The organism is Klebsiella sp. WOUb02 (assembly GCF_050058015.1).
Taxonomy (GTDB): Bacteria; Pseudomonadota; Gammaproteobacteria; order Enterobacterales; family Enterobacteriaceae; genus Klebsiella.
The window spans coordinates 2,635,827-2,658,199 of record NZ_CP170110.1; the positions used below are offsets into that span (position 1 = coordinate 2,635,827).

The window sequence follows — 22,373 nt, forward strand, 5'->3', positions numbered from 1 at the left end:
GTTATACGGCTTAAATAATGTTCGAGGGGGAAAATGGTTGCGCGAGATTATAGAGATCTGAAGCGCTAAAAACCAGTATTAAGCGGCCCTGGCGACGCTTTTTGCGCTGTTTCCACTACCCGTTAGCGTGGAAAGTGGTATTCTCAACCCCACCGCGCAAGCTCCCGCTTGTCGTGTATTCTATTGCTAACCCTCGACCTGCAAAAGAATTTTGCAGACGATCGTAAGGAGACTCATCGTGTCTGAACTGTCTCAATTATCCCCGCAGCCGCTGTGGGATATTTTTGCCAAAATCTGCTCCATTCCCCACCCTTCCTATCACGAAGAACAACTCGCTGAACACATCATGGGCTGGGCAAAAGAAAAAGGCTTACATGCAGAACGCGACCAGGTTGGCAACATTCTGATTCGTAAGGCCGCTACCGCCGGAATGGAAAACCGTAAACCGGTCGTGCTGCAGGCGCACCTCGATATGGTGCCGCAGAAAAACAACGATACCGTTCACGACTTTACTAAAGATCCGATTCAGCCGTATATCGACGGCGAGTGGGTCAAAGCCCGCGGGACCACCCTGGGCGCGGATAACGGCATCGGCATGGCTTCCGCTCTGGCGGTGCTGGCCGATGACTCCGTCGAACACGGTCCGCTGGAAGTGCTGCTGACCATGACCGAAGAAGCCGGTATGGACGGCGCGTTTGGCCTACAGGCCAACTGGCTGCAGGCCGATATCCTGATTAATACCGACTCGGAAGAAGAAGGCGAAATCTATATGGGTTGCGCCGGCGGTATCGACTTCACCTCCAACCTGCCGCTGGCGCGCGAAGCGATCCCGGCCGGTTTCCACAGCTTTAAGCTGACGTTAAAAGGGCTGAAAGGCGGCCACTCCGGCGGTGAAATTCACGTCGGCCTGGGGAATGCCAACAAGCTGCTGGCCCGCTTCCTCGCCGCTCACGCCGCCGAGCTGGACCTGCGCCTGGTTGATTTCAACGGCGGCACCCTGCGCAACGCCATTCCGCGTGAAGCCTTCGCCACCGTTGCGGTAGCGGCCGACAAGAGCGACGCCCTGGCGGCCCTGGTCAACGGCTACCAGGAGATCCTCAAAAACGAGCTGGCGGCCAAAGAGAAGAATCTGGTCCTGCTGCTGGACGCCGTTACGACGGATAAAGCCGCGCTGACGGCGCAGTCTCGCGACGGCTTCGTTCGTCTGCTGAACGCCACGCCAAACGGCGTGATCCGTAACTCCGACGTGGCGAAGGGCGTGGTCGAAACCTCCCTCAACGTCGGCGTAGTCACCATGACCGATGATAACGTTGAAATCCACTGCCTGATCCGCTCCCTGATCGACAGCGGCAAAGACTACGTCGTCAGCATGCTGGATTCGTTAGGCAAACTGGCGGGCGCTAAAACCGAAGCCAGGGGCGCTTACCCGGGCTGGCAGCCGGATGCAAACTCACCGGTGATGCATCTGGTGCGTGAAACCTATCAGCGTCTGTTCAACAAGACGCCGAATATCCAGATTATTCACGCCGGCCTGGAGTGCGGTCTGTTCAAGAAGCCGTACCCGGATATGGATATGGTTTCCATTGGGCCGACCATTACCGGGCCGCACTCTCCGGATGAGCAGGTTCATATCGAAAGCGTTGGCCAGTACTGGACGCTGCTGACTGAACTGCTAAAAGCGATTCCGGCGAAATAAATTCCGCCGCGCAAAGAGCTCGGGTACGGCGCGTTGCGCCCTATTCGGGCTCCCTCACCTTCTCCATGCGATAATTGATAAACCTCTCGCCGCGGACTTCCACCCGCTGTTCTTCCACCACTCTGAAGCCATGACGCGCAAAGCACGGTTTCGCCGTGATGCTGGCCGCAACCGTCAGCGTCCCCTGCGGAATTTGCCTGCACAACTCCGCGAGCAGCGCCCCGGCAATCCCCTGACGGGAGCGTTCGGGAGCGACAAACAGGAGATCGATATAGCCGTCGATGGCGCTAATAAAGCCGACCGGCTGCCGCTCAATCACCGCCACCAGTACCCGGGAGTCGCGCATTTTTTGCCGCCAGCGGGCCTCATCGACCTGCGCCCAGGCGGCAATTTGCCGCGGCGAATAGTCGCCGCTGGCGGTCTCACGAATCGCGCGCAGAAAAATGGCGCCCAGCGCGGAAAAATCGTCATCCTGATAATCTCTTATCTGCAGCATAGCTATAGTCCCAGAACCAGCTGCCGCTCCAGCTGGGGATCGAGTAACGTAACGTGCAGCCCCACCAGCCGCACCCCGCGGCCGCCGCGCCGCTCATGCCAGGCTTTGTAGGCCGTGGCGAGCAAATCGTCTTTACTCAGCCGCGGCCAGACGTGCTCCTGGGTGGTTTGCTGAAAATCATTAAATTTGAGCTTTACCCCCTGGCGGGCAATCAGCAGATCCGGCTTAACCTTGATCAGCCGCCGCTCCAGCTCCTGGTAGAGGTTCTCGATAATCACCTCACAGTCGCCCCACCGGTGAATATCCTCCGCCAGCGTACGCTCGACGCCCACCGATTTACGCTGCCGCGTATTGTTGATTTCCCGCTCGTCGATGCCCTGGCTCCTCTCCCACAGGATGCGGCCGAATTTACCAAAGCGCTTGAGCAGCATCGCCAGATCGCTTTTCTGCACATCTTCGCAGGTGCGCAGCCCCATATTTTCCAGCTTTGCCGCGGAGACTTTCCCCACGCCGGGTATTTTCGCCAGCGGCAGGGTTCTGACGAACTCTGCGACCTGATGCGGCGCAATCACAAACTGGCCGTTGGGTTTATTCAGATCGGAGGCGATTTTGGCGAGAAATTTCACCGGTGCGATGCCGGCGGAGGCGGTGAGTCTGCAGCTCACGCTGAATGGTTTGGCGGATCTCCTCCGCCATCAGCGTCGCCGAGCCCTGGCACTGGAGGCTGTCGCTGACGTCAAGAAACGCCTCATCGAGCGAGAGGGGTTCAATAAGCGAGGTGTAGCGCGAGAAAATTTCCCGGATATGGGCCGATGCCTCTTTGTAGGCGTCAAAGCGCCCCGGAAGCAGCGTCAGGTGCGGGCAAAGCTTCAGCGCCATCGCCGTTGGCATGGCGCTACGCACGCCAAACTTACGCGCCGGATAGTTGGCGGTACTGATGACCCCCCGCTGGACCCGGCTGCCGCCGATGGCGATGGGAATATCCCGCAACGCCGGGTTATCGCGCATTTCGACCGCGGCAAAGAAGCAGTCCATATCAACATGGATGATTTTGCGCATAGCTAGCCCTCACTGACCACTGGACAAGTATACAGCACAATTCCGTTCAATGAGAAGAGAGGGGAGCCAAAATGCGCCGACGTTAAATCCCGGCGTCGCTGAGTGCGGCCGGAACGTTAATCAGGCCAGCCAGAGGTGATTACAGGATCCGGTCCCGCTGCCGCTGCGCTGCCCGCGCCAGGCGTTTTTTCCGCGCAGCGCACGGCTCCGGACAGTCGCAGACCTTTTCCAGCCCCAGCGAAGCGATCCCGCCGCAGCTCCCCTGCAGGCTTTTGCGCTTCACCAGATAGCCCACCGACATCCCCAGAATCACCAGGGCGAAAATCACAAAGGTGGCGAAAAACAGGGTCCACATCGATCAACCTCCAAAGTCATCCAGCAGGATGTTTTCATCCTCAACGCCGAGATCTTTCAGCATCTTAATGACCGCCGCATTCATCACCGGCGGCCCGCACATATAAAACTCGCACTCCTCCGGCGCCGGATGATCGCGCAGGTAGTTCTCATAGAGCACGTTGTGGATGAAGCCGGTGTGCCCATTCCAGCTATCTTCCGGCAGCGGATCGGACAGCGCTACGTGGAAGGTAAAGTTAGGATTTTCCCGCGCCAACTGGGCGAATTCATCGTCGTAGAACATTTCGCGCAGCGAGCGCGCGCCGTACCAGAAGCTGATTTTACGCCCGCTGTACAGCCGCTTGAGCTGGTCGAAAATATGCGAACGCATCGGCGCCATGCCGGCCCCGCCGCCGATAAAGACCATTTCAGCGTCGGTATCTTTGGCAAAAAATTCGCCGAACGGTCCGGAAATGGTCACCTCATCACCGGGCTTCAGCGACCAGATATAGGAAGACATCATGCCCGGCGGCGCGTCCGGCACCTTCGGCGGCGGCGTGGCAATACGCACGTTGAGCATGATGATGCCCTTCTCGTCCGGGTAGTTAGCCATCGAGTATGCACGCAGGGTTGGCTCTTTTACCTCGGAGACGTAGCGGAACAGGTTAAACTTATCCCAGTCGGCGCGGTACTCGTCCGGCACGTCGAAGTCAGCATACGCCACCTTGTGCGACGGACACTCGATCTGGATATATCCCCCGGCGCGGAACGGCACAACTTCGCCATCCGGCACGCGCAGCTTCAGCTCTTTGATAAACGTCGCTTTGTTATCATTGGAGATCACTTCGCATTGCCATTTTTTGACCCCGAAGATCTCTTCCGGAAGCTCGATCTTCATGTTTTGCTTCACCGCCACCTGACAGGCCAGCCGGCAGCCCTCTTTCGCCTCCCTCCTGGTGATATGGGAAAGCTCGGTCGGCAGGATATCGCCGCCGCCCTCTTTCACCGTCACCCGACACTGGCCGCAGGAACCGCCGCCGCCGCAGGCGGAGGAGACAAAGATTCCGTTGCTGGACAGCGTATTCAGCAGCTTATCGCCCGCCGATGTGCGGATTTGCCTGTCCGCCTCGTTATTAATTTCAATAACCACGTCACCGGCGTTGACCAGCTTTGAACGCGCGGCGAGGATCAGCCCCGAAAGCACCAGCACGATCAGGGTGAACATCACGACGCCAAGAATAATTTCCATACTTTCCGCCCTTATAGCTGCACGCCGGAGAATGACATAAAGCCCAGCGCCATCAGACCGGTGGTAATAAAGGTGATCCCTAACCCGCGCAGGCCGGCGGGTACGTTGGCATATTTCATTCTTTCCCGGATGCCCGCCAGGGCGACAATCGCCAGCGTCCAGCCGATACCGGAACCGAAGCCATAAACAATGGATTCCGGGAAATTGTAGTCACGCTGCACCATGAAGGAGACGCCGCCAAAGATCGCACAGTGCACGGCGATCAGCGGCAGGAAGATCCCCAGCGCGTGGTATAACGCCGGGAAATACTTATCGAGGATCATCTCGAGGATCTGCACCAGCGCGGCGATCACGCCGATAAAGGTAATAAAGTTGAGAAAACTTAAATCGACGCCCTCCGCCAGCGCCCCGTCGCGCAGCACCAGGTTATAGATCAGGTTATTGATCGGTACAGCCAGCCCAAGCACGATGGTGACCGTCAGGCCAAGACCAAAGGCGGTGGAGACCTTTTTCGACACCGCGAGGAAGGTACACATCCCGAGGAAGAAGGCCAGCGCCATGTTCTCTACAAATACGGCGCGGACAAACAGGCTGATATAGTGAGCCGTCATCGTTTACTCCTTTTCCTGCTGTTCCGGCTTCCAGCTGCGCAGCGCCCAAATCAGCAAACCGATAATAAAGAAGGCGCTCGGCGCCAGCAGGAACAGGCCGTTCGGCTGATACCAGCCGCCGTTCTGCACCGTCTCCAGCACGGTGACGCCGAACAGCTTGCCGCTGCCGATAAGCTCGCGCAGGAAACCGACCACAATCAGAATGGCGCCATAGCCCAGTCCGTTGCCGATACCGTCCATAAAGCTGGCCAGCGGCGGCGACTTCATGGCGTACCCTTCCGCCCGGCCCATCACGATGCAGTTGGTGATGATCAGCCCGACAAATACCGACAGCTGCCGGGAGGTCTCATAGGCAAAGGCGCGCAGCAGCTGGTCCACCACAATCACCAGCGAGGCGACGATCGTCATCTGCACGATAATGCGCACGCTGTTGGGAATATGGTGGCGGATCATCGAGATAAACATGCTGGAGAATGCCGTCACCAGCGTGACCGCGAGGGTCATCACCAGCGCGGTTTCCAGCTTAGTGGTCACCGCCAGCGCCGAACAGACCCCCAGCACCTGCAGCGTAATGGGGTTATTGGCCAGCAGCGGCCCCACCAGTACGCGCTTCATCTCTTGCGTATCGCCTGTTTCAGCCATTATTCAGCTCTCCGTCACGCACTCTTTGCAAAAACGGGCCGAAGCCCAGCTCGCCCATCCAGAAATCAAAACTATGCTGCACGCCGTTGGAGGTCAGCGTCGCTCCGGACAGGCCGTCAACGGCGTGGATATCTCCCGGATGCGCCCCGCCCTTCACCACCTTCAGCGCCGGATGGCCGCTATCGTCAAGCACCTGCTTGCCGATAAACTGCTGCCGCCAGATGGGGTTTTCCACCTCACCGCCCAGCCCCGGCGTTTCGCCATGATCGTAATAGGTCAGGCCCTTAATCGTACGACCATCGGTAGCCAGCGCCACGAAGGCGTACATCATCGACCACAGACCGTTGCCGTAAATCGGCAGGATCACTTCCTGAATCTGCTGCTGCTCATCGCGCACCAGGTAAATTTCGACAATATTGCTCCGATGTTTGATGCCCGCAGGGTCCTGGCTGACGTCCAGCGAGATGCTTTGCTCAGGATCCTTCAGCGCCCGCGCCTGATTGAACTTGCCCGGATCTTTATCCAGCAGCTCGCCGCTGGCTAAATCCACCAGCCGCGGCGAGATACGGGCGGCAAAAACGCGCTCCACCTCCTCGGCGCTCATCTTCGGCGTTCTCAGCCCGGATACGGCGAGGATATTGCGCTGTTTATCCAGCTCGCGCTGCTCCTGCTGGCGTGACTTCAGGCCCACGGCGGAGCCGGCAACCACGATAGAGCAGACCAGGCAAAGCACCAGCACCACCAGCAGCGTTTTGCCGATGCTATCGTTACCTTTATTCTCAGCCACGCGACCTCCTCCGCTTAATATTGGCCTGCACCACCAGGTAATCGAATAGCGGCGCAAAGAGGTTGGCGAAAAGGATCGCCAGCATCATCCCTTCCGGATAGGCCGGGTTGGCCACCCGAATCAGCACGCACATCACGCCGATCAGCAGGCCGTAGCTCCATTTGCCTTTATCGGTAAACGACGCCGATACCGGGTCCGTCGCCATAAACATCATGCCGAAGGCAAAACCGCCGAGCACCAGATGCCAGTACCACGGCATGGCAAATAGCGGGTTAGTATCCGAGCCGATGAAATTAAACAGCGTCGCGGTCGCCACCATGCCGATCATCACGCCGGCAACGATGCGCCACGAGGCAATGCGCCCGAAGATAATGAGCGCGCCGCCAATCAGGATCATCAGCGTTGAAACTTCGCCGATGGAGCCGGGAATGTTGCCGAGGAAGGCGTCCATCCAGCTAACCGGCTGGCCGCTGGTCACGTTCACCAGCGCTTCACCGCCGCCGCTCGCCCACTGGGACAGCGGCGTCGCGCCGGAAAAACCGTCCGCAGCGGTCCATACCAGGTCGCCGGAGATTTGTGCCGGCCAGGCAAAAAACAGGAACGCGCGCCCCGCCAGCGCCGGGTTCAGGAAATTACGCCCGGTGCCGCCAAAAATCTCTTTAGCGATAACCACGCCGAAGGAGATGCCCAGCGCGGCCTGCCACAGCGGCAGCGTGGGAGGAACGATCAGCGCGAAGAGGATCGAGGTGACGAAAAATCCTTCGTTGATCTCGTGCTTGCGCACGATAGCAAACAGCACTTCCCAGAAGCCGCCGACGATAAACACCGTCATATAGATAGGCAGGAAAAACGCCGCGCCGAGGGTCATCATGCTTAGCCAGCCCGCATCCGCGGCGAAGCTCGCCCCCAGCCACTGCGCCAGGCCATAGTGCCAGTCGCCGGCAATAATCTGCGGCAGCTGCTCCGCGCCGTACAGCTTGTGCAGCGCGGAGAGCGTTTGCAGGCCCACGTTATACATGCCCCAGAACATGGCCGGGAATACGGCGAGCCACACCAGGATCATCATGCGCTTCAGATCGATGGCGTCGCGTACGTGAGCGGCGCCGCGCGTCACCTGACCGGGAGTGTAGAGTATCGTCGCCGTCGCTTCGAACAGCGGGTAGTATTTTTCCAGCCTGCCGCCGTGCGTAAAGTGCGGCTCAAGTTTGTCAAACAGCTGCTTTAAGCCCATCACCTATCCTTCCTGCTCAATCCGGGTTAACACGCTGCGCAGCGCCGGGCCATATTCATACTTGCCGGGACACACGTACGTACAAAGCGCGAGATCTTCCTCATCCAGCTCGAGGCAGCCCAGCGCCTGGGCGCTGTCGCTATCGCCCGCCAGCAGATCGCGCAGCAGTAAGGTGGGGAGAATATCCAGCGGCATCACTCTTTCGTAGTTGCCAATCGGCACCATCGCCCGCTCGCCGCCGTGGGTATCGGTCGAAAAGTTGAATAACTTATGCTTCAGGAAGTGCCCCAGGGTGGTTCGGGTGATGGAGAATTTATCTTTCCCCGGCATCACCCAGCCCAGCAGACTCTTTGTCGCGCCCCTCTTTAACCACGCTCACCTGCAGGTGAAAGCGGCCGAGAAAAGCGCGCGGGCCAAAGGCGCGGGAACCGCTCAGCACCGAGCCGGAAATGACCCGGTTTTCGCCTTCGCGTAGCTCCCCCGCCAGCAGCTCGTCCAGGCTGGCGCCGCAGCAGGTTTGCACCAGCCGCGGCGCCTTAAGCTGCGGGCCGCCAAGCGCAACAACGCGCTCGCTGTAGAGTTCCCCGTCGAGGAACAGCCGGCCGATGGCGATAACCTCCTGATAGTTCAGGTGCCAGACCTGTTTCGTCAGGCTCACCGGTTCGAGGAAGTGGATGTGGGTTCCCGCCAGCCCCGCCGGGTGCGGACCGGCAAACTGGTTGAAGGTCACCTGTCCTGAACGATGGCCGCCCAGCTTGCCGCCGCTGGCCTGGCAGACGTGGATTTTACCGTCGGTGAGGCGGGTCAGCAGCGTAAGACCGGCGTCAAAGGCCTCGCGCCGGGCGAGAATAATGGGCTGAGGATCGGCGGCCAGCGGGTTGGTATCCATTGCGGTGACGAAGATCGCCGCCGGCACGCTGCCCGGCGCCGGCGTTTTGCTGAAAGGTCGGGTGCGTAGCGCCGTCCACTGGCCGGACGCCAGCAGCTGACGCTGGACGGTTTCGCGCGACAGCCCGGCAAGGTCGTCCGGCGTGTAGCGGGGAAACTGCACGGCGTCATCGCCGTCGACATCAATCACCACCGACTGCAGCACCCGGCGTTCGCCGCGGTGAATCGCGCCGATCACGCCGCTCGCCGGCGCGGTAAAATAGACGCCAGGGTTCTTTTTATCTTCGAACAGCGGCTGGCCTTTCTGCACCCGGTCGCCTTCCTGAACCGCCATTGCGGGACGCATCCCGACGTACTCCTCGCCCAACAGCGCAACGCGTTTGACTGCCATCGGAGAAATCGTCTGCTGTGTTGGCATGCCAGCTATGGGTAGATCCAGCCCTTTTTTAATTTTAATCATATCGTTAGCAGGTATCCGTAACCGAAACCCCGGCATCAGGCCGCGGCCAGCAACATTGATGGAAATATCAGAGAAAGAAAGGAAAAGCGAAGGCCCTGCTCATTCACGAGACGGGAGAGAAGCATCCTTTCTTACCCTGGTCACTAAGCGGGGTAAGTGTAACATTTTGTGAGCGGCGGCTGTAGGTAAACCCCGTTAAGCGGTTCTAAAATGCGAGCTATTGCGCAAAGTTCTCACTGCGCTTTGCCGTCAGATTCGTTATAAAGGACAACTAAATTGTAAACGCGCGACGCCGCGCTTGCGAAAAATTGCCGTGATGCTAATGTGAGCGCTCTAAATCCAGAAAACTCTGATTTTGGGTCTCTCTTGCCGTCCTGGCAATGTGGTTTTAGTTTTATCAAGGAACAAGCAGTATGCGCAAAATCGCATTATTTATTGCGATGCTTCTGTTGCCGTGCGTTTCATTTGCTGGGCTTCTCAGCAATAACAGCTCGACGACGCCGGTTAGCAAAGAATATAAACAGCAATTAATGGGTTCCCCGGTCTACATTGAGATCTTTAAAGAGGAGCGTACGCTCGATCTTTACGTCAAAATGGGCGAAACCTGGCAGCTCCTCGACAGCTACCGAATCTGCAACTACTCCGGCGGGCTGGGGCCGAAGCAGCGTCAGGGCGACTTCAAGAGTCCGGAAGGGTTCTACAGCGTGACGCGTAATCAGCTAAAACCGGATAGCCGCTTCTATAAAGCCATTAATATCGGCTTCCCGAACGCCTACGACCGCGCGCACGGCTATGAAGGTAAATACCTGATGATCCACGGCGCCTGCGTCTCTATCGGCTGCTATGCCATGACCGATACCGGGATTGATGAGATCTTCCAGTTCGTTACCGGCGCGCTGGTGTTCGGCCAGCCAAACGTGCAGGTCAGCATTTATCCTTTCCGCATGACCAACGCCAATATGGAGCGCCACAAGTACTCCTACTACGCGGACTTCTGGAAACAGCTGAAGCCAGGCTACGACTATTTCCAGCAAACCCACAAGCCACCGGTTATCTCGGTAGCGGACGGCCGCTACGTGGTCAGCAAGCCGCTGAGTCATGAACTTATTCAGCCGCAGCTGGCGTCAAACTACACGCTCCCCCAGGCAAAATAGCGCCCACTCGCCCGGCATGATTTTATGCCAGGTCTCATTGCCGGTTAAAGGCTGAGTGGCGATAACGGAGACCACATCGTTCGGTGTGGTCTCGCGTTGAAAGTCGATCTCCACATCCTGATCCAGCAGCGTCGCGACGCCAAACGGCGCCCTTCGCGTAATCCAGTACAAATTCGTCGAGCAGTACGCCATCACGTAGCGCCCGTCCGACAGCAGCATGTTGAAGACGCCCTTCTCCCGCAGCTCGCCCGCCAGCTCAGCGACATAGCCGAAGATTTCAGGTATCGAGTCAGGGGTGCCGGGATAGCGCTCGGTCAGGCGATGCAGCAGCCAGCAGAAGGCCTTTTCGCTGTCGGTTTCGCCGATCGGATGAAGATTCCCGGTGTCGAGAGACTCATATCCTTCCAGCTGGCCGTTATGCGCGTAGGTCCAGTTGCGTCCCCACAGCTCACGGGTAAAGGGGTGGGTATTTTCCAGCGCCACTATGCCGCGGTTAGCCTGGCGAATATGGGCGACGACCGAGCAGGATTTGATGGGATAATCCTGCACCAGCTTAGCGATGGGCGACTGAAAGCTGGGCTGCGGATCTTTAAATGTGCGACAGCCTTTACCTTCATAGAAGGTGATACCCCAGCCGTCTTTATGCGGCCCGGTGCCGCCACCGCGCTGAACCAGCCCGGTAAAGCTAAAGCAAATATCTGTTGGCACATTCGCGCTCATCCCGAGCAGTTCGCACATATCTCACCTCATACCACGCGGCTTAAATACCAAAGGCGTTATTGCGCCAGCCGGCCTGAACGCGGCCAGCGCGCAAAAACCGAATCGTACCTGATGTACGTCAGGAGATTGAGCGCTGCCCTGGCTCAACGCAGCCGGCAAAACGGCCCGTTAAGCTTTAACCATCTCTTTTTCGATCAGCATAATCAGAATATGAATCACTTTGATGTGAATTTCCTGAATACGGTCGGCATAGCCAAAATGCGGCACGCGGATTTCAACATCGGCGGAGCCGGCCATTTTACCGCCGTCTTTACCGGTGAGGGTGATCACCTTCATCCCCTGCGCGCGGGCGGCGTCGATCGCTTTGATAACGTTACCTGAATTACCAGAGGTGGAGATCCCCAGCAGCACGTCACCGGCGCGGCCAACCGATTCAACGTAGCGGGAGAAAACGTACTCGTAGCCAAAATCATTACTAACGCAGGAAAGGTGGCTGACGTCTGAAATCGCAATCGCCGGGTAGCCCGGACGGTTTTCACGATAGCGCCCGGTCAGTTCTTCGGCAAAATGCATCGCATCGCAGTGGGAACCGCCGTTACCGCAGGAGAGGACTTTACCGCCCGCCTTAAAGCTATCTGCCAGCAGCACCGCGGCACGCTGGATAGCGTGAATATTGGCTTCGTCCTGCAGAAAGTTAGCCAGCGTTTCCGCTGCTTCGTTCAGTTCGTTACGAATAAGATCCTGGTACATGAGGATAATCCTTCAGTATTGGTGGAATAACCCTGGCAGTGTACCGGATAGCCGCTAAAGCGAGAAGCAGCAGGCGCGGTTATCCCCTGAGGTTTTGCTTTTACGTGCCGCATTTGCGTACAACAATGTGAGCAAGGTTGTAATTATTTTGTAAACACATTGCTAAAACAAATTACATCCACTACAACCATATCATCACAAGTGGTCAGACCTCCTACAAGACAGGGAGCATTTCGTTATGATGATTTTGAGTATTGTTGCAACCGTTGTTTTACTCGGCGCGCTCTTCTATCACCGAATCAATCTCCTGCTCAGCAGCGTGATTTTGCTCGCCTGGACCGCCGCGCTTAGCATCGCCGGGCTGTGGAATATCTGGCTGCTGCTGCCGTTAGCGATCGTTCTGCTGCCGTTTAACTTTGCGCCGATGCGTAAATCTATTTTTTCCGCGCCCGCTTTCCGCGCGTTCCGCAAGGTGATGCCGCCGATGTCGCGGACGGAAAAAGAAGCTATCGATGCGGGAACCACCTGGTGGGAAGGCGATCTGTTTCGCGGCAACCCGGACTGGCAAAAGCTGCATAACTATCCGCAGCCGCGCCTGACCGCCGAAGAGCAGGCGTTTCTCGACGGCCCGGTAGAAGAAGCCTGCCGCATGGCGAACGATTTTGAAATTACCCACGAAATGGCCGACCTGCCTCCACAGCTGTGGGATTACCTGAAAGAGCATCGCTTCTTTGCGATGATTATTAAGAAAGAGTACGGCGGTCTGGAGTTCTCCGCCTACGCTCAGTCCCGCGTGCTGCAAAAAATGTCCGGCGTTTCCGGGATCCTGGCGATTACCGTGGGCGTACCCAACTCTTTAGGCCCGGGCGAGTTGCTGCAGCATTACGGTACCGATGAACAGAAAAATCACTATCTGCCGCGCCTCGCGCGTGGTCAGGAGATCCCCTGCTTTGCGCTGACCAGCCCGGAAGCGGGTTCCGACGCCGGTGCCATTCCGGATACCGGCGTGGTGTGCATGGGCGAATGGCAGGGCGAGCAGGTTCTGGGCATGCGCCTGACCTGGAACAAGCGCTACATTACCCTGGCGCCAATCGCCACCGTCCTGGGGCTGGCATTTAAACTCTCCGACCCTGACCGCCTGCTGGGGGGAGAAGAGGAGCTGGGCATCACCTGTGCGCTGATCCCGACCTCGACGCCTGGGGTTGAAATCGGCCGCCGCCACTTCCCGCTTAACGTACCGTTCCAGAACGGCCCGACCCAGGGTAAAGATATCTTTGTCCCTATCGACTACATCATCGGCGGCCCAACGATGGCCGGCCAGGGCTGGCGGATGCTGGTGGAGTGCCTGTCCGTCGGCCGCGGGATCACCCTGCCGTCAAACGCTACCGGCGGCCTGAAGTCCGTGGCGATGGCCACCGGCGCCTACGCCCATATCCGCCGCCAGTTCAAGATCTCCATCGGTAAAATGGAAGGCATCGAAGAGCCGCTGGCGCGTATTGCCGGTAACGCCTACGTGATGGACGCCGCCGCGTCGCTGATTACTTACGGCATCATGCTCGGTGAGAAGCCGGCGGTTCTGTCAGCTATCGTGAAGTATCACTGCACCCACCGCGGCCAGCGTTCAATCATCGACGCCATGGATATCACCGGCGGGAAAGGCATCATGCTGGGTGAAAGCAACTTCCTCGCCCGCGCCTATCAAGGAGCGCCGATCGCCATCACCGTCGAAGGCGCCAACATCCTGACCCGCAGCATGATGATCTTCGGCCAGGGCGCAATCCGCTGCCATCCGTACGTGCTGGACGAAATGGCCGCCGCGCAGAACAACGACGTTAACGCTTTCGACAAGCTGCTGTTCAAACACATCGGTCACGTCGGCAGCAATAAGGTCCGCAGCTTCTGGCTGGGCCTGACCCGTGGGCTGACCAGCAGCACGCCAACCCGCGACGCGACCCGCCGCTACTATCAGCATATGAACCGCCTGAGCGCCAACCTGGCGTTGCTGTCCGACGTCTCAATGGCGGTGCTTGGCGGCAGCCTGAAGCGTCGCGAGCGTATTTCCGCGCGACTGGGCGACGTTTTAAGCCAGCTGTACCTCGCCTCGGCGGTGCTGAAACGCTATGACGATGAGGGGCGTAACGAAGCCGATCTGCCGCTGGTTCACTGGGGCGTTCAGGATGCGCTGTATCAGGCCGAGCAGGCCATTGACGACCTGCTGAAAAACTTCCCCAACCGCTTTGTCGCGGGCGTCCTGCGCGTTGCCATCTTCCCGACCGGCCGCCACTACGACGCGCCGTCCGATAAGCTGGACCATAAGGTCGCCAAAATCCTGCAGATCCCGAGCGCAACGCGTTCGCGTATTGGCCGCGGCCTGTACCTGACCCCGAGCGAGCACAACCCGGTCGGTCTGCTGGAAGAGGCGCTGCTGGACGTTATGGCCGCCGACCCGATTCACCAGCGTATCTGTAAAGAGCTGGGCAAAAACCTGCCGTTCACGCGCCTTGATGAACTGGCCCGCAACGCGCTGGCTAAAGGGTTAATCAATGAGGAAGAAGCCACGCTTCTTACCCGGGCTGAAACCAGCCGCTTGCGCAGTATCAACGTTGACGACTTCGCTCCGGATGAGCTGGCTACCCGGCCGGTAAAGCTGCCGGAGAAAGTCCGCAAGATTGAAGCGGCCTGAAGAGTAAATTAATCACATCACGATCGGGGCGGGGGTTTTCCTCCGCCTCTTTTTTTACCCCGCTTTGCCCTCCGGCTGCGCACAAATCATTTCCCGCATTAGCGCCATAGGCTGCCTATCGGCCAGCGCCACGCGCAGCAAATTCCCGCTCAATAATTAAAATACCTACGTGGATCACGTTTCCCCCCTGTAACTCGGTTCAGCCTGCTGAACAAGGCGTATTTTCCGCTTTCCAGAGTGGATAGGCTTTATATCAACGAGAAACGGGAGCCGTTATGGGCGGTAAAGGATGTAATTCATTAATCCGGGCAGAAAAAATTCTGACCTACATTGCATATGTCGGAGCGGCCAGCTTTATGGAGCTGCTAAAAGAATTTCAGTACCCGAAAAGTAGCCTGCTGAATTTATTAAATGCCATGGTCGATTGCGGATTTTTAATAAAAAGCGAGCGTAATCAATACTCTCTTGGCATAAAAAATTACGAGCTTGGATGCCAGTCGCTGCACCGGAAAAACATATTCGAGGTGACGAAGCGCCCGATGCAGGAGCTTTCGTTGAAAAGCGGACTGGTCTGCCATTTAGGGGCTATGGAGAGTTACTCCGCCATTTACCTGGATAAAGTCGAGAGCCCGGATTCCGTACCGACTAAAAAAAGCTGGATCGGTAAAAAATTAGAATTGCATATCACCGCGCTCGGTAAGGCGCTGCTGGCCTGGAAGCCGCGAGAAGAGATGGATTATTTTCTCGATGCCTTAATTCTGAAAAAGCACACGCAAAATACCTTCACCGATAAAAAGTTATTTCGTGAAGAGCTACAGAAAACGCGCCTCAGGGGATGGGCGATAGATAATGAAGAATCAACCTACGGAGCGGTATGCCTGAGCATGCCTATTTTCGATATGTATCATCGCGTGAATTATGCAATTTCATTATCGGGAAACCCGATAGTTTATTCGGGAAAGAGGATCGATGGTTATCTCGAACTGCTCAGGCAATGCGCCGATCAGATCTCGCATGGTTTAGGTTATAGAAACGAAAATGAATATTTAAGAAAAGGAAATTGATCTAATGAAAAAATTCAGGGGAATTATTCCACCGGTATCCACGACGCTCGATGGCGACGGCAACATTGATAAAACGGCCTTAACGCAAGTCGCCGATTTTCTTATTAAGAAAGGCGTCGACGGCTTGTTTTATCTTGGAACCGGCGGTGAATTTAGTCAGATGAACGCCGGGCAAAGGATGGAATTCGCCGAAGCGGCAATCACGGCGGTTGACGGACGCGTTCCGGTATTAATTGGCGTTGGCTCCCCCTCCACTGACGAAGCGGTCAAACTGGCAAAACACGCCGAAGCCTGCGGCGCGGACGGCATCGTTATTATTAACCCCTATTACTGGAAAGTTGCCGCCAGCAATCTGGACGACTATTACCATCGCATCGCCAGCAGCGTTCGCCTGCCGGCGATCGTTTATAACTTCCCGGACCTCACCGGCCAGGATCTCACCCCTGATATCGTCAAACGGCTGGTGCTGCAAAATGAAAACATCGTCGGTATTAAAGACACTATCGACAGCGTCGGCCACCTGCGGGCGATGATCAACACCGTCAAAGCCGTGCGCCCCGAGTTCTCCGTGTTCTGCGGCTTCGACGACCATTTACTCAATAACCTGCTGCTGGGCGGGGATGGCGCTATTACCGCCAGCGCAAACTTCGCGCCGGAACTGTCCGTAGGCATTTTTAGCGCCTGGCAAGATGGTGATCTCGCGACAGCGGCGACGCTCAATAAAAAATTGCTGCAGCTACCGGCTATTTACGCCCTGGAAACACCGTTTGTCTCACTCATCAAATATGCCATGCAGCGTGTGGGACTGCCGGTAAATACCTATTGCCTGCCGCCGATTCTGGATGCGTCGGAAGAGTCAAAGGCGCGGGTACGCGAGCTGCTGGTCTCGCAGGGCATTTTAAAATCATGAGGAGGCATTCGATGTCCATTGACGATATTTTTGCTAGCGATAACCCGGATATCTACCGCGTCAGAACCCACGCGCCGGGTCCGCAGGGCGAGCTGCCGCTGACCCCGGATATGCTAATCAACCGCCCTAGCGGCGATATTTTTGGCATGACCATGAATGCCGGGATGGGCTGGTCGCCGGATGAGCTGAATCAGGACGGTATTCTGCTGCTTAGCACGCTGGGCGGGCTGCGCGGGCCGGACGGCAAACCCGTCGCTCTGGCTCTTCATCAGGGACATTACGAGCTGGATATCCAGATGAAAGCAGCGGCGGAGGTCATCAAAAACCATCACGCGCTGCCTTACGCGGTGTATGTCTCCGATCCCTGCGACGGACGCACGCAGGGTACCACCGGCATGTTCGATTCATTACCTTATCGCAATGATGCCTCTATGGTAATGCGCCGCCTGATCCGTTCCCTGCCGGGAGTTAAAGCGGTGATCGGCGTGGCAACCTGCGATAAAGGGCTGCCCGCCACCATGATGGCGCTGGCATCGCAGCATGATAAAGCGACGGTATTGATCCCCGGCGGGGCCACCCTGCCTGCTTTACATGGCGAAGATAACGGCAAGGTGCAGACTATCGGCGCGCGTTTTGCCAACGGCGAATTATCGCTGCAGGACGCTCGTCGGGCGGGCTGTCAGGCCTGCGCTTCGTCGGGTGGCGGCTGCCAGTTCCTCGGAACCGCAGGCACCTCGCAGGTCGTCGCTGAAGGCCTCGGCCTCGCTATTCCGCATTCTGCGCTGGCGCCTTCGGGCGAACCAGTCTGGACGGAGATCGCCAGGGCATCAGCGCGGGCCGCGCTGCTGCTGAGCCAGAAGGGCATCACGACTAAGGATATCCTCACCGATCGCGCTATTGAAAACGCCATGATGGTCCATGCGGCATTTGGCGGCTCCACCAATCTCCTGCTGCACATCCCGGCGATTGCCCATCAGGCGGGCTGCCATATTCCGACGGTGGAGGACTGGATACGCATTAATAAACAGGTGCCGCGCCTGGTCAGCGTACTGCCCAATGGCCCGGTTTATCACCCAACCGTACGGGCCTTTATGGCTGGCGGCGTACCTGAAGTGATGCTGCATCTGCGCCAGCTGGGTCTTCTGCATGAGGATGTCATTACCGTAACGGGCAAGACGCTAGGGGAAAATCTCGACTGGTGGGAGCGCTCCGAGCGTCGGCAGATATTTAAAAATCTGCTGCTCAGTCAGGAGCAGGTTGATCCCCAGGAGGTCATCATGTCTCCGCAGCAGGCGCAAAAACGCGGGTTAACCTCCACGATTACCTTCCCGGTCGGAAATATCGCTCCAGAGGGCTCGGTCATAAAATCCACGGCCATCGATCCTTCGGTCATTAATGAAGAGGGTATTTATTATCATCAGGGCGTGGCGAAAGTGTACCTCTCGGAAAAAACCGCCATTTATGATATCAAACACGACAAAATTAAAGCGGGCGATATTCTGGTTATTATCGGCGTAGGGCCATCCGGTACCGGGATGGAGGAAACGTATCAGGTTACCAGCGCGCTGAAGCATTTATCCTATGGGAAGCATGTTTCACTTATTACCGACGCCCGATTCTCCGGCGTTTCCACCGGCGCCTGTATTGGCCACGTTGGGCCGGAGGCACTGGCAGGCGGCGCCATCGGGAAATTACGCACCGGGGATCTCATTGAAATTAAAATTGACTGCAAACAGCTCCAGGGAGAGGTCAATTTCCTGGGTCCCGCTAACGCTCAGGAACGCCCCTCACGAGAGGAGGCCAGCGTTATATTAAACGGCAGAAGCAGCCACCCTGATTTAATGCCCGATCCTGATTTACCAGATGATACCCAACTCTGGGCGATGCTCCAGGCGGTGAGCGGCGGAACCTGGCGCGGCTGCATCTACGACGTTAATAAAATAAGAGCTGCATTGCACCAGCAGATGAATAAATCCTGAAGAAATAATTAAAACCATTATTACATTATTAATGAGAGGACGTTATGCCACTATTAATTGTTGTGGCAGGTATCGCTGTACTCCTGCTTTTAACCATAAAAATAAAACTCAATACTTTTGTTTCATTAATTATTGTCTCGCTGGCCGTGGCTATTGCCAGCGGCATGGACCTGAATAAGGTCGTCGCTTCTGTCGAATCCGGACTGGGCGGCACCCTGGGTCATATCGGCTTGATATTCGGTTTTGGCGTAATGCTGGGACGGTTATTATCCGATGCCGGCGGTGCTCAGCGTATTGCATTGACCATGCTGAACTATTTTGGTGTCAAAAGGCTGGACTGGGCGGTAGTAACTTCGGCATTTATTGTCGGTATCGCGCTATTTTTCGAAGTTGGTTTAATTCTGCTGGTACCGATTTTATTCGCCATCGCCAGGGAAGCTAAAATATCACCGATGTATATGTGCGTACCGATGCTGTCGGGTTTGTTAGTGGCGCACGGTTTTCTGCCGCCGCATCCCGGCCCTACCGTCATCGCCAGAGAATATGGCGCAGATGTTGGTGTCGTGCTGATTTATGGCATCATCGTGGGCATTCCAACCTTTATACTCTGTGGCCCGCTGCTAAATAAAGTATGTCAACGACTGATCCCGGAGGCATTTACCAAAGAAGGCAACATTGCTTCCCTTGGGGCGACAAAGAGCTTTACCGAAAGCGAAATGCCGGGGTTTGGGATAAGTTTTCTGACCGCCATGCTGCCGGTGATCCTGATGGCTCTGGTCACTATTATGCAAATGGTCCGGCCAAAAGACGCAGGCGACCCCGGTATGCTCTATTCCGTGTTCCTGTTTTTGGGAAACTCGACGATCGCGATGCTGATTTCGCTGCTGTTCGCCATTTGGGCGATGGGTCTCGGGAGAGGAAAAACGATTCCGGAACTGATGGACTCCTGCGGGAAAGCAATTGCAGGCATTGCCGGTCTGTTATTGATTATCGGCGGTGGCGGCGCATTCAAACAGGTGCTGATTGATTCGGGCGTCGGCCAGTATATCTCGACGCTGGTAGCAGGCACGGATATCAACCCCATTCTGATGGCCTGGGGAGTGGCGGCCTTTCTGAGGATTTGTCTGGGCTCCGCAACGGTTGCCGCCATCTCCACCGCCGGCCTGGTGATCCCTTTGCTGTCTGCACACCCAAACACAAACCTGGCCTTGATTACTCTTGCGACGGGCGCAGGCTCCTGCATTTGCTCCCATGTCAATGACGCAAGCTTCTGGATGATAAAGGATTTCTTCGGCCTGACCATCAAGGAAACCCTACTGTCCTGGACGCTAATGTCAACAATGCTATCCCTTTTCGGCCTGATCTTTATTCTGCTGGCCAGCATGGCGATTTAGGCCACGCGGCCATGCTTCACGCAGTGCCTCTTAAACTCCCCCTCGCGGGCCAGGGTTTGCGGGGCACCACCGTATAGCCGCCCCTGAAGTAAAAAAGCCGCGTGCATAAATCCGTACCGGCCCGTCTTTGCGGCTCTCAGCTTCCTGCGCCCCTTTCCCGCACAAATCGTTTCCAGCATTAGCATTTTTTTAACAAAATATTCCGCTGACTATCCAGAGACTGATATGGTGTTAAAGTGACTATAACAGCCTAATGATAATGGAGTTCACCACCGTGCCTGGCCTGAAAATTACGCTATTGCAACAACCGCTGGTGTGGATGGACGGTCCCGCCAACCTACGCCATTTCGATCGCCAGCTGGAAGGCATCGGCGGGCGTGACCTGATTGTTTTGCCGGAAATGTTTACCACCGGCTTCGCCATGGAAGCCGCGAAACAGTCGCTGCCGCAGGAAGAGGTCATCGACTGGATGCAGGCGAAAGCGGCGCAGACCAATGCCCTTATTGCGGGTAGCGCTGCGCTACAAACCGAACGCGGCCCGGTTAACCGCTTCCTGCTGGTGGAGCCCGGCGGTAAAGCCCACTTTTATGATAAGCGGCACCTGTTCCGCATGGCAGAAGAGCATCATCACTATACGGCGGGCAGCGAGCGGGTTGTTTTCGAGTGGCGCGGCTGGCGGATCCTGCCGATGGTTTGCTACGACCTGCGCTTCCCGGTGTGGTCACGCAACCATAACGACTACGATTTAGCGCTGTACGTAGCCAACTGGCCGGCGCCGCGCTCGCTACACTGGCAGTCGCTGCTGGTCGCCCGGGCCATTGAAAACCAAGCCTACGTTGCCGGCTGCAATCGGGTCGGTACCGACGGTAACGGCCACCACTATCGGGGCGATAGCCGCATTATCAGCCCGCAGGGAGAGATTCTGGCAACGGCGGAGCCTCATCAGGCCACGCGCCTGGATGCGGAGCTGTCGCTCAGCGCGCTCAACGAATATCGCGAGAAATTCCCCGCCTGGCAGGATGCCGATCCGTTTAGCCTGGATTAATCTCCCCTCCCCCTAGTCATCGGGGGGAACGCTTCCGCCCTGAGTCCTCCGTCATTGACCGATGCTTCATATTCAGGGGACTGCGGCGTCAATAAACCGGCATTCGGCTTTGCCAACGATAAAGAGCGAAACAAACGAGTGTGGACCGTCCGGGCATGCATGCTGGCGGCCACGCAGCATCATATTCGTAGGCGATTGAAATAGATGAAATGAGTAAGGTGGCGTCGCTAAAACAACGAAAGCCTGAATCATTGCTGATTCAGGCTTTCTGAATAGTGGCGGAACGGACGGGACTCGAACCCGCGACCCCCTGCGTGACAGGCAGGTATTCTAACCGACTGAACTACCGCTCCACTTTCACTGTTCCCTTGGGAACGAGGCGAATATTACGGACTACCGCTAACTCCGTCAACGCTTTTTCTTCACTTTTGAACCATTTGCTGTAAAAATCGCCCACTCGCCTATTTTTACAGCGCATTGCGGCGTATCAGCTCCGCCACAGGCAGCTTCCGCCTTTCTTTTGAACCAGGTCGAGCCGCGATTCATGGTTTAGCAGCTCGTCATCAGAGGCATAAACGACGCGCAGCCTGCTGGCAGCCCGGACAACGCGCTGTATTCCTATCTCTCCTGCCTGCATCTGCCCTTCGCCTTCCGTCGAAAACGCCAGCGTCGTCTGGCCGCCGGTCATCATCAGATAGACGTCGGCAAGAATCTGGGCATCGAGCAGCGCCCCGTGCAGCGTTCGCTTGCTGTTATCTATTTCATAACGCGAGCACAGCGCATCGAGGCTGTTACGCTTGCCGGGGAACATTTTCCGCGCCAGCGCCAGGCTATCGGTAACCTTACAGAAGGTATTGGTTTTGGGAATATCGCGCTTTAGCTTGCCAAACTCATAATCCATAAAGCCGATATCGAACGATGCGTTATGGATGACCAGCTCCGCCCCGCGGATATAGTCCATGAACTCATCGACTACGTCAGCAAACACCGGCTTGTCCATCAAAAACTCATCGGCAATCCCGTGAACGCCAAAGGCTTCAGGGTCCACCAGCCGGTCCGGCTTGAGATAGACGTGGAAGTTATTCCCGGTAAGACGGCGGTTGATCACCTCCACCGCACCAATCTCGATGATTTTATGTCCTTCGTAATGCGCGCCGATCTGGTTCATACCGGTGGTTTCAGTATCGAGAACAATCTGTCGCGTAATTGCAGTGCTCATATC

The 22,373-nt window shown here is 56.8% G+C and carries 18 protein-coding genes, 1 tRNA gene and 2 pseudogenes; 8 read left to right on the forward strand and 13 right to left on the reverse strand.

The features are described 5' to 3' along the window. The first annotated feature begins 238 nt into the window (after positions 1–238). Entirely contained in the window at positions 239–1,696 is a 1,458-nt protein-coding gene (gene pepD, locus ABOC21_RS19715; RefSeq protein WP_426812981.1) for a cytosol nonspecific dipeptidase, read from the forward strand. Positions 1,697–1,736: 40 nt separating this feature from the next. Here the strand turns inward: pepD and ABOC21_RS19720 are convergent, their stop codons facing one another. The 9 genes and pseudogenes from ABOC21_RS19720 to ABOC21_RS19760 form a co-directional block, all read right to left on the reverse strand. Next, positions 1,737–2,189, reverse strand: coding sequence for a GNAT family N-acetyltransferase (locus ABOC21_RS19720; protein WP_426815542.1), 453 nt, complete (start codon positions 2,187–2,189; stop codon positions 1,737–1,739). A 5-nt stretch (positions 2,190–2,194) separates the two neighbouring features. Continuing rightward, positions 2,195–3,251: pseudogene (gene dinB, locus ABOC21_RS19725) on the reverse strand (DNA polymerase IV). Positions 3,252–3,390: 139 nt separating this feature from the next. After that, a complete protein-coding gene (nqrM, locus tag ABOC21_RS19730) occupies positions 3,391–3,606 on the reverse strand; it encodes a (Na+)-NQR maturation NqrM (RefSeq protein ID WP_426812982.1) in 216 nt (71 codons plus the stop codon). 3 nt (positions 3,607–3,609) lie between these two features. Then, a complete protein-coding gene (gene nqrF, locus ABOC21_RS19735; protein WP_426812983.1) occupies positions 3,610–4,833 on the reverse strand; it encodes an NADH:ubiquinone reductase (Na(+)-transporting) subunit F in 1,224 nt (407 codons plus the stop codon). Between the two features lie 11 nt (positions 4,834–4,844). After that, on the reverse strand, positions 4,845–5,444 hold the full coding sequence (gene nqrE / locus ABOC21_RS19740; RefSeq protein WP_095105563.1) for an NADH:ubiquinone reductase (Na(+)-transporting) subunit E: 600 nt from the start codon (positions 5,442–5,444) through the stop codon (positions 4,845–4,847). A gap of 3 nt (positions 5,445–5,447) precedes the next feature. Beyond that, positions 5,448–6,086: an NADH:ubiquinone reductase (Na(+)-transporting) subunit D gene (locus ABOC21_RS19745; protein WP_426812984.1), complete on the reverse strand. Its 639-nt coding sequence runs from the start codon at positions 6,084–6,086 to the stop codon at positions 5,448–5,450. After that, positions 6,079–6,873: a Na(+)-translocating NADH-quinone reductase subunit C gene (locus ABOC21_RS19750; protein WP_426812985.1), complete on the reverse strand. Its 795-nt coding sequence runs from the start codon at positions 6,871–6,873 to the stop codon at positions 6,079–6,081. The genes ABOC21_RS19745 and ABOC21_RS19750 overlap by 8 nt, the downstream gene beginning before the upstream one ends. Continuing rightward, entirely contained in the window at positions 6,866–8,104 is a 1,239-nt protein-coding gene (locus ABOC21_RS19755; RefSeq protein ID WP_426812986.1) for an NADH:ubiquinone reductase (Na(+)-transporting) subunit B, read from the reverse strand. Before ABOC21_RS19755 ends, ABOC21_RS19750 begins: the two co-directional genes overlap by 8 nt. Before the next feature lie 3 nt (positions 8,105–8,107). Continuing rightward, positions 8,108–9,452, reverse strand: a pseudogene (locus ABOC21_RS19760) (Na(+)-translocating NADH-quinone reductase subunit A). 413 nt (positions 9,453–9,865) lie between these two features. Between ABOC21_RS19760 and dpaA the strand changes: the two are divergent. Further along, a complete protein-coding gene (gene dpaA / locus ABOC21_RS19765) occupies positions 9,866–10,606 on the forward strand; it encodes a peptidoglycan meso-diaminopimelic acid protein amidase (RefSeq protein WP_426812987.1) in 741 nt (246 codons plus the stop codon). Here dpaA and ABOC21_RS19770 read toward each other — a convergent pair. Then, positions 10,577–11,344 (reverse strand): class II glutamine amidotransferase, encoded by a 768-nt coding sequence (locus ABOC21_RS19770; protein WP_426812988.1) that lies wholly within the window; start codon positions 11,342–11,344, stop codon positions 10,577–10,579. The genes dpaA and ABOC21_RS19770 overlap by 30 nt on opposite strands. A gap of 150 nt (positions 11,345–11,494) precedes the next feature. Further along, positions 11,495–12,076 carry a D-sedoheptulose 7-phosphate isomerase gene (lpcA, locus tag ABOC21_RS19775; RefSeq protein ID WP_132728182.1) on the reverse strand — a complete coding sequence of 194 codons (582 nt, stop codon included), beginning with the start codon at positions 12,074–12,076 and terminating at the stop codon, positions 11,495–11,497. 238 nt (positions 12,077–12,314) lie between these two features. On the opposite strand from lpcA, the gene fadE reads away from it, so the two are divergent. From fadE to ABOC21_RS19805, 6 genes are all read left to right on the forward strand, one after another. Continuing rightward, complete coding sequence (gene fadE / locus ABOC21_RS19780; protein ID WP_426812989.1) at positions 12,315–14,759, forward strand: acyl-CoA dehydrogenase FadE; 2,445 nt, start codon at positions 12,315–12,317, stop codon at positions 14,757–14,759. A gap of 275 nt (positions 14,760–15,034) precedes the next feature. Next, a complete protein-coding gene (locus ABOC21_RS19785; RefSeq protein WP_426812990.1) occupies positions 15,035–15,823 on the forward strand; it encodes an IclR family transcriptional regulator in 789 nt (262 codons plus the stop codon). 4 nt (positions 15,824–15,827) lie between these two features. Then, on the forward strand, positions 15,828–16,733 hold the full coding sequence (locus ABOC21_RS19790; RefSeq protein WP_426812991.1) for a dihydrodipicolinate synthase family protein: 906 nt from the start codon (positions 15,828–15,830) through the stop codon (positions 16,731–16,733). Positions 16,734–16,744: 11 nt separating this feature from the next. Continuing rightward, positions 16,745–18,712 carry a YjhG/YagF family D-xylonate dehydratase gene (locus tag ABOC21_RS19795; RefSeq protein ID WP_426812992.1) on the forward strand — a complete coding sequence of 656 codons (1,968 nt, stop codon included), beginning with the start codon at positions 16,745–16,747 and terminating at the stop codon, positions 18,710–18,712. 44 nt (positions 18,713–18,756) lie between these two features. After that, positions 18,757–20,106 carry a gluconate:H+ symporter gene (locus ABOC21_RS19800; protein WP_426812993.1) on the forward strand — a complete coding sequence of 450 codons (1,350 nt, stop codon included), beginning with the start codon at positions 18,757–18,759 and terminating at the stop codon, positions 20,104–20,106. Between the two features lie 274 nt (positions 20,107–20,380). Then, on the forward strand, positions 20,381–21,151 hold the full coding sequence (locus ABOC21_RS19805; RefSeq protein ID WP_426815543.1) for an amidohydrolase: 771 nt from the start codon (positions 20,381–20,383) through the stop codon (positions 21,149–21,151). A 276-nt stretch (positions 21,152–21,427) separates the two neighbouring features. Here the strand turns inward: ABOC21_RS19805 and ABOC21_RS19810 are convergent. Next, positions 21,428–21,504 (reverse strand) — tRNA-Asp (locus tag ABOC21_RS19810). A gap of 134 nt (positions 21,505–21,638) precedes the next feature. Continuing rightward, positions 21,639–22,370 carry a DNA polymerase III subunit epsilon gene (gene dnaQ, locus ABOC21_RS19815; RefSeq protein ID WP_426812994.1) on the reverse strand — a complete coding sequence of 244 codons (732 nt, stop codon included), beginning with the start codon at positions 22,368–22,370 and terminating at the stop codon, positions 21,639–21,641. Positions 22,371–22,373 lie beyond the last annotated feature (3 nt).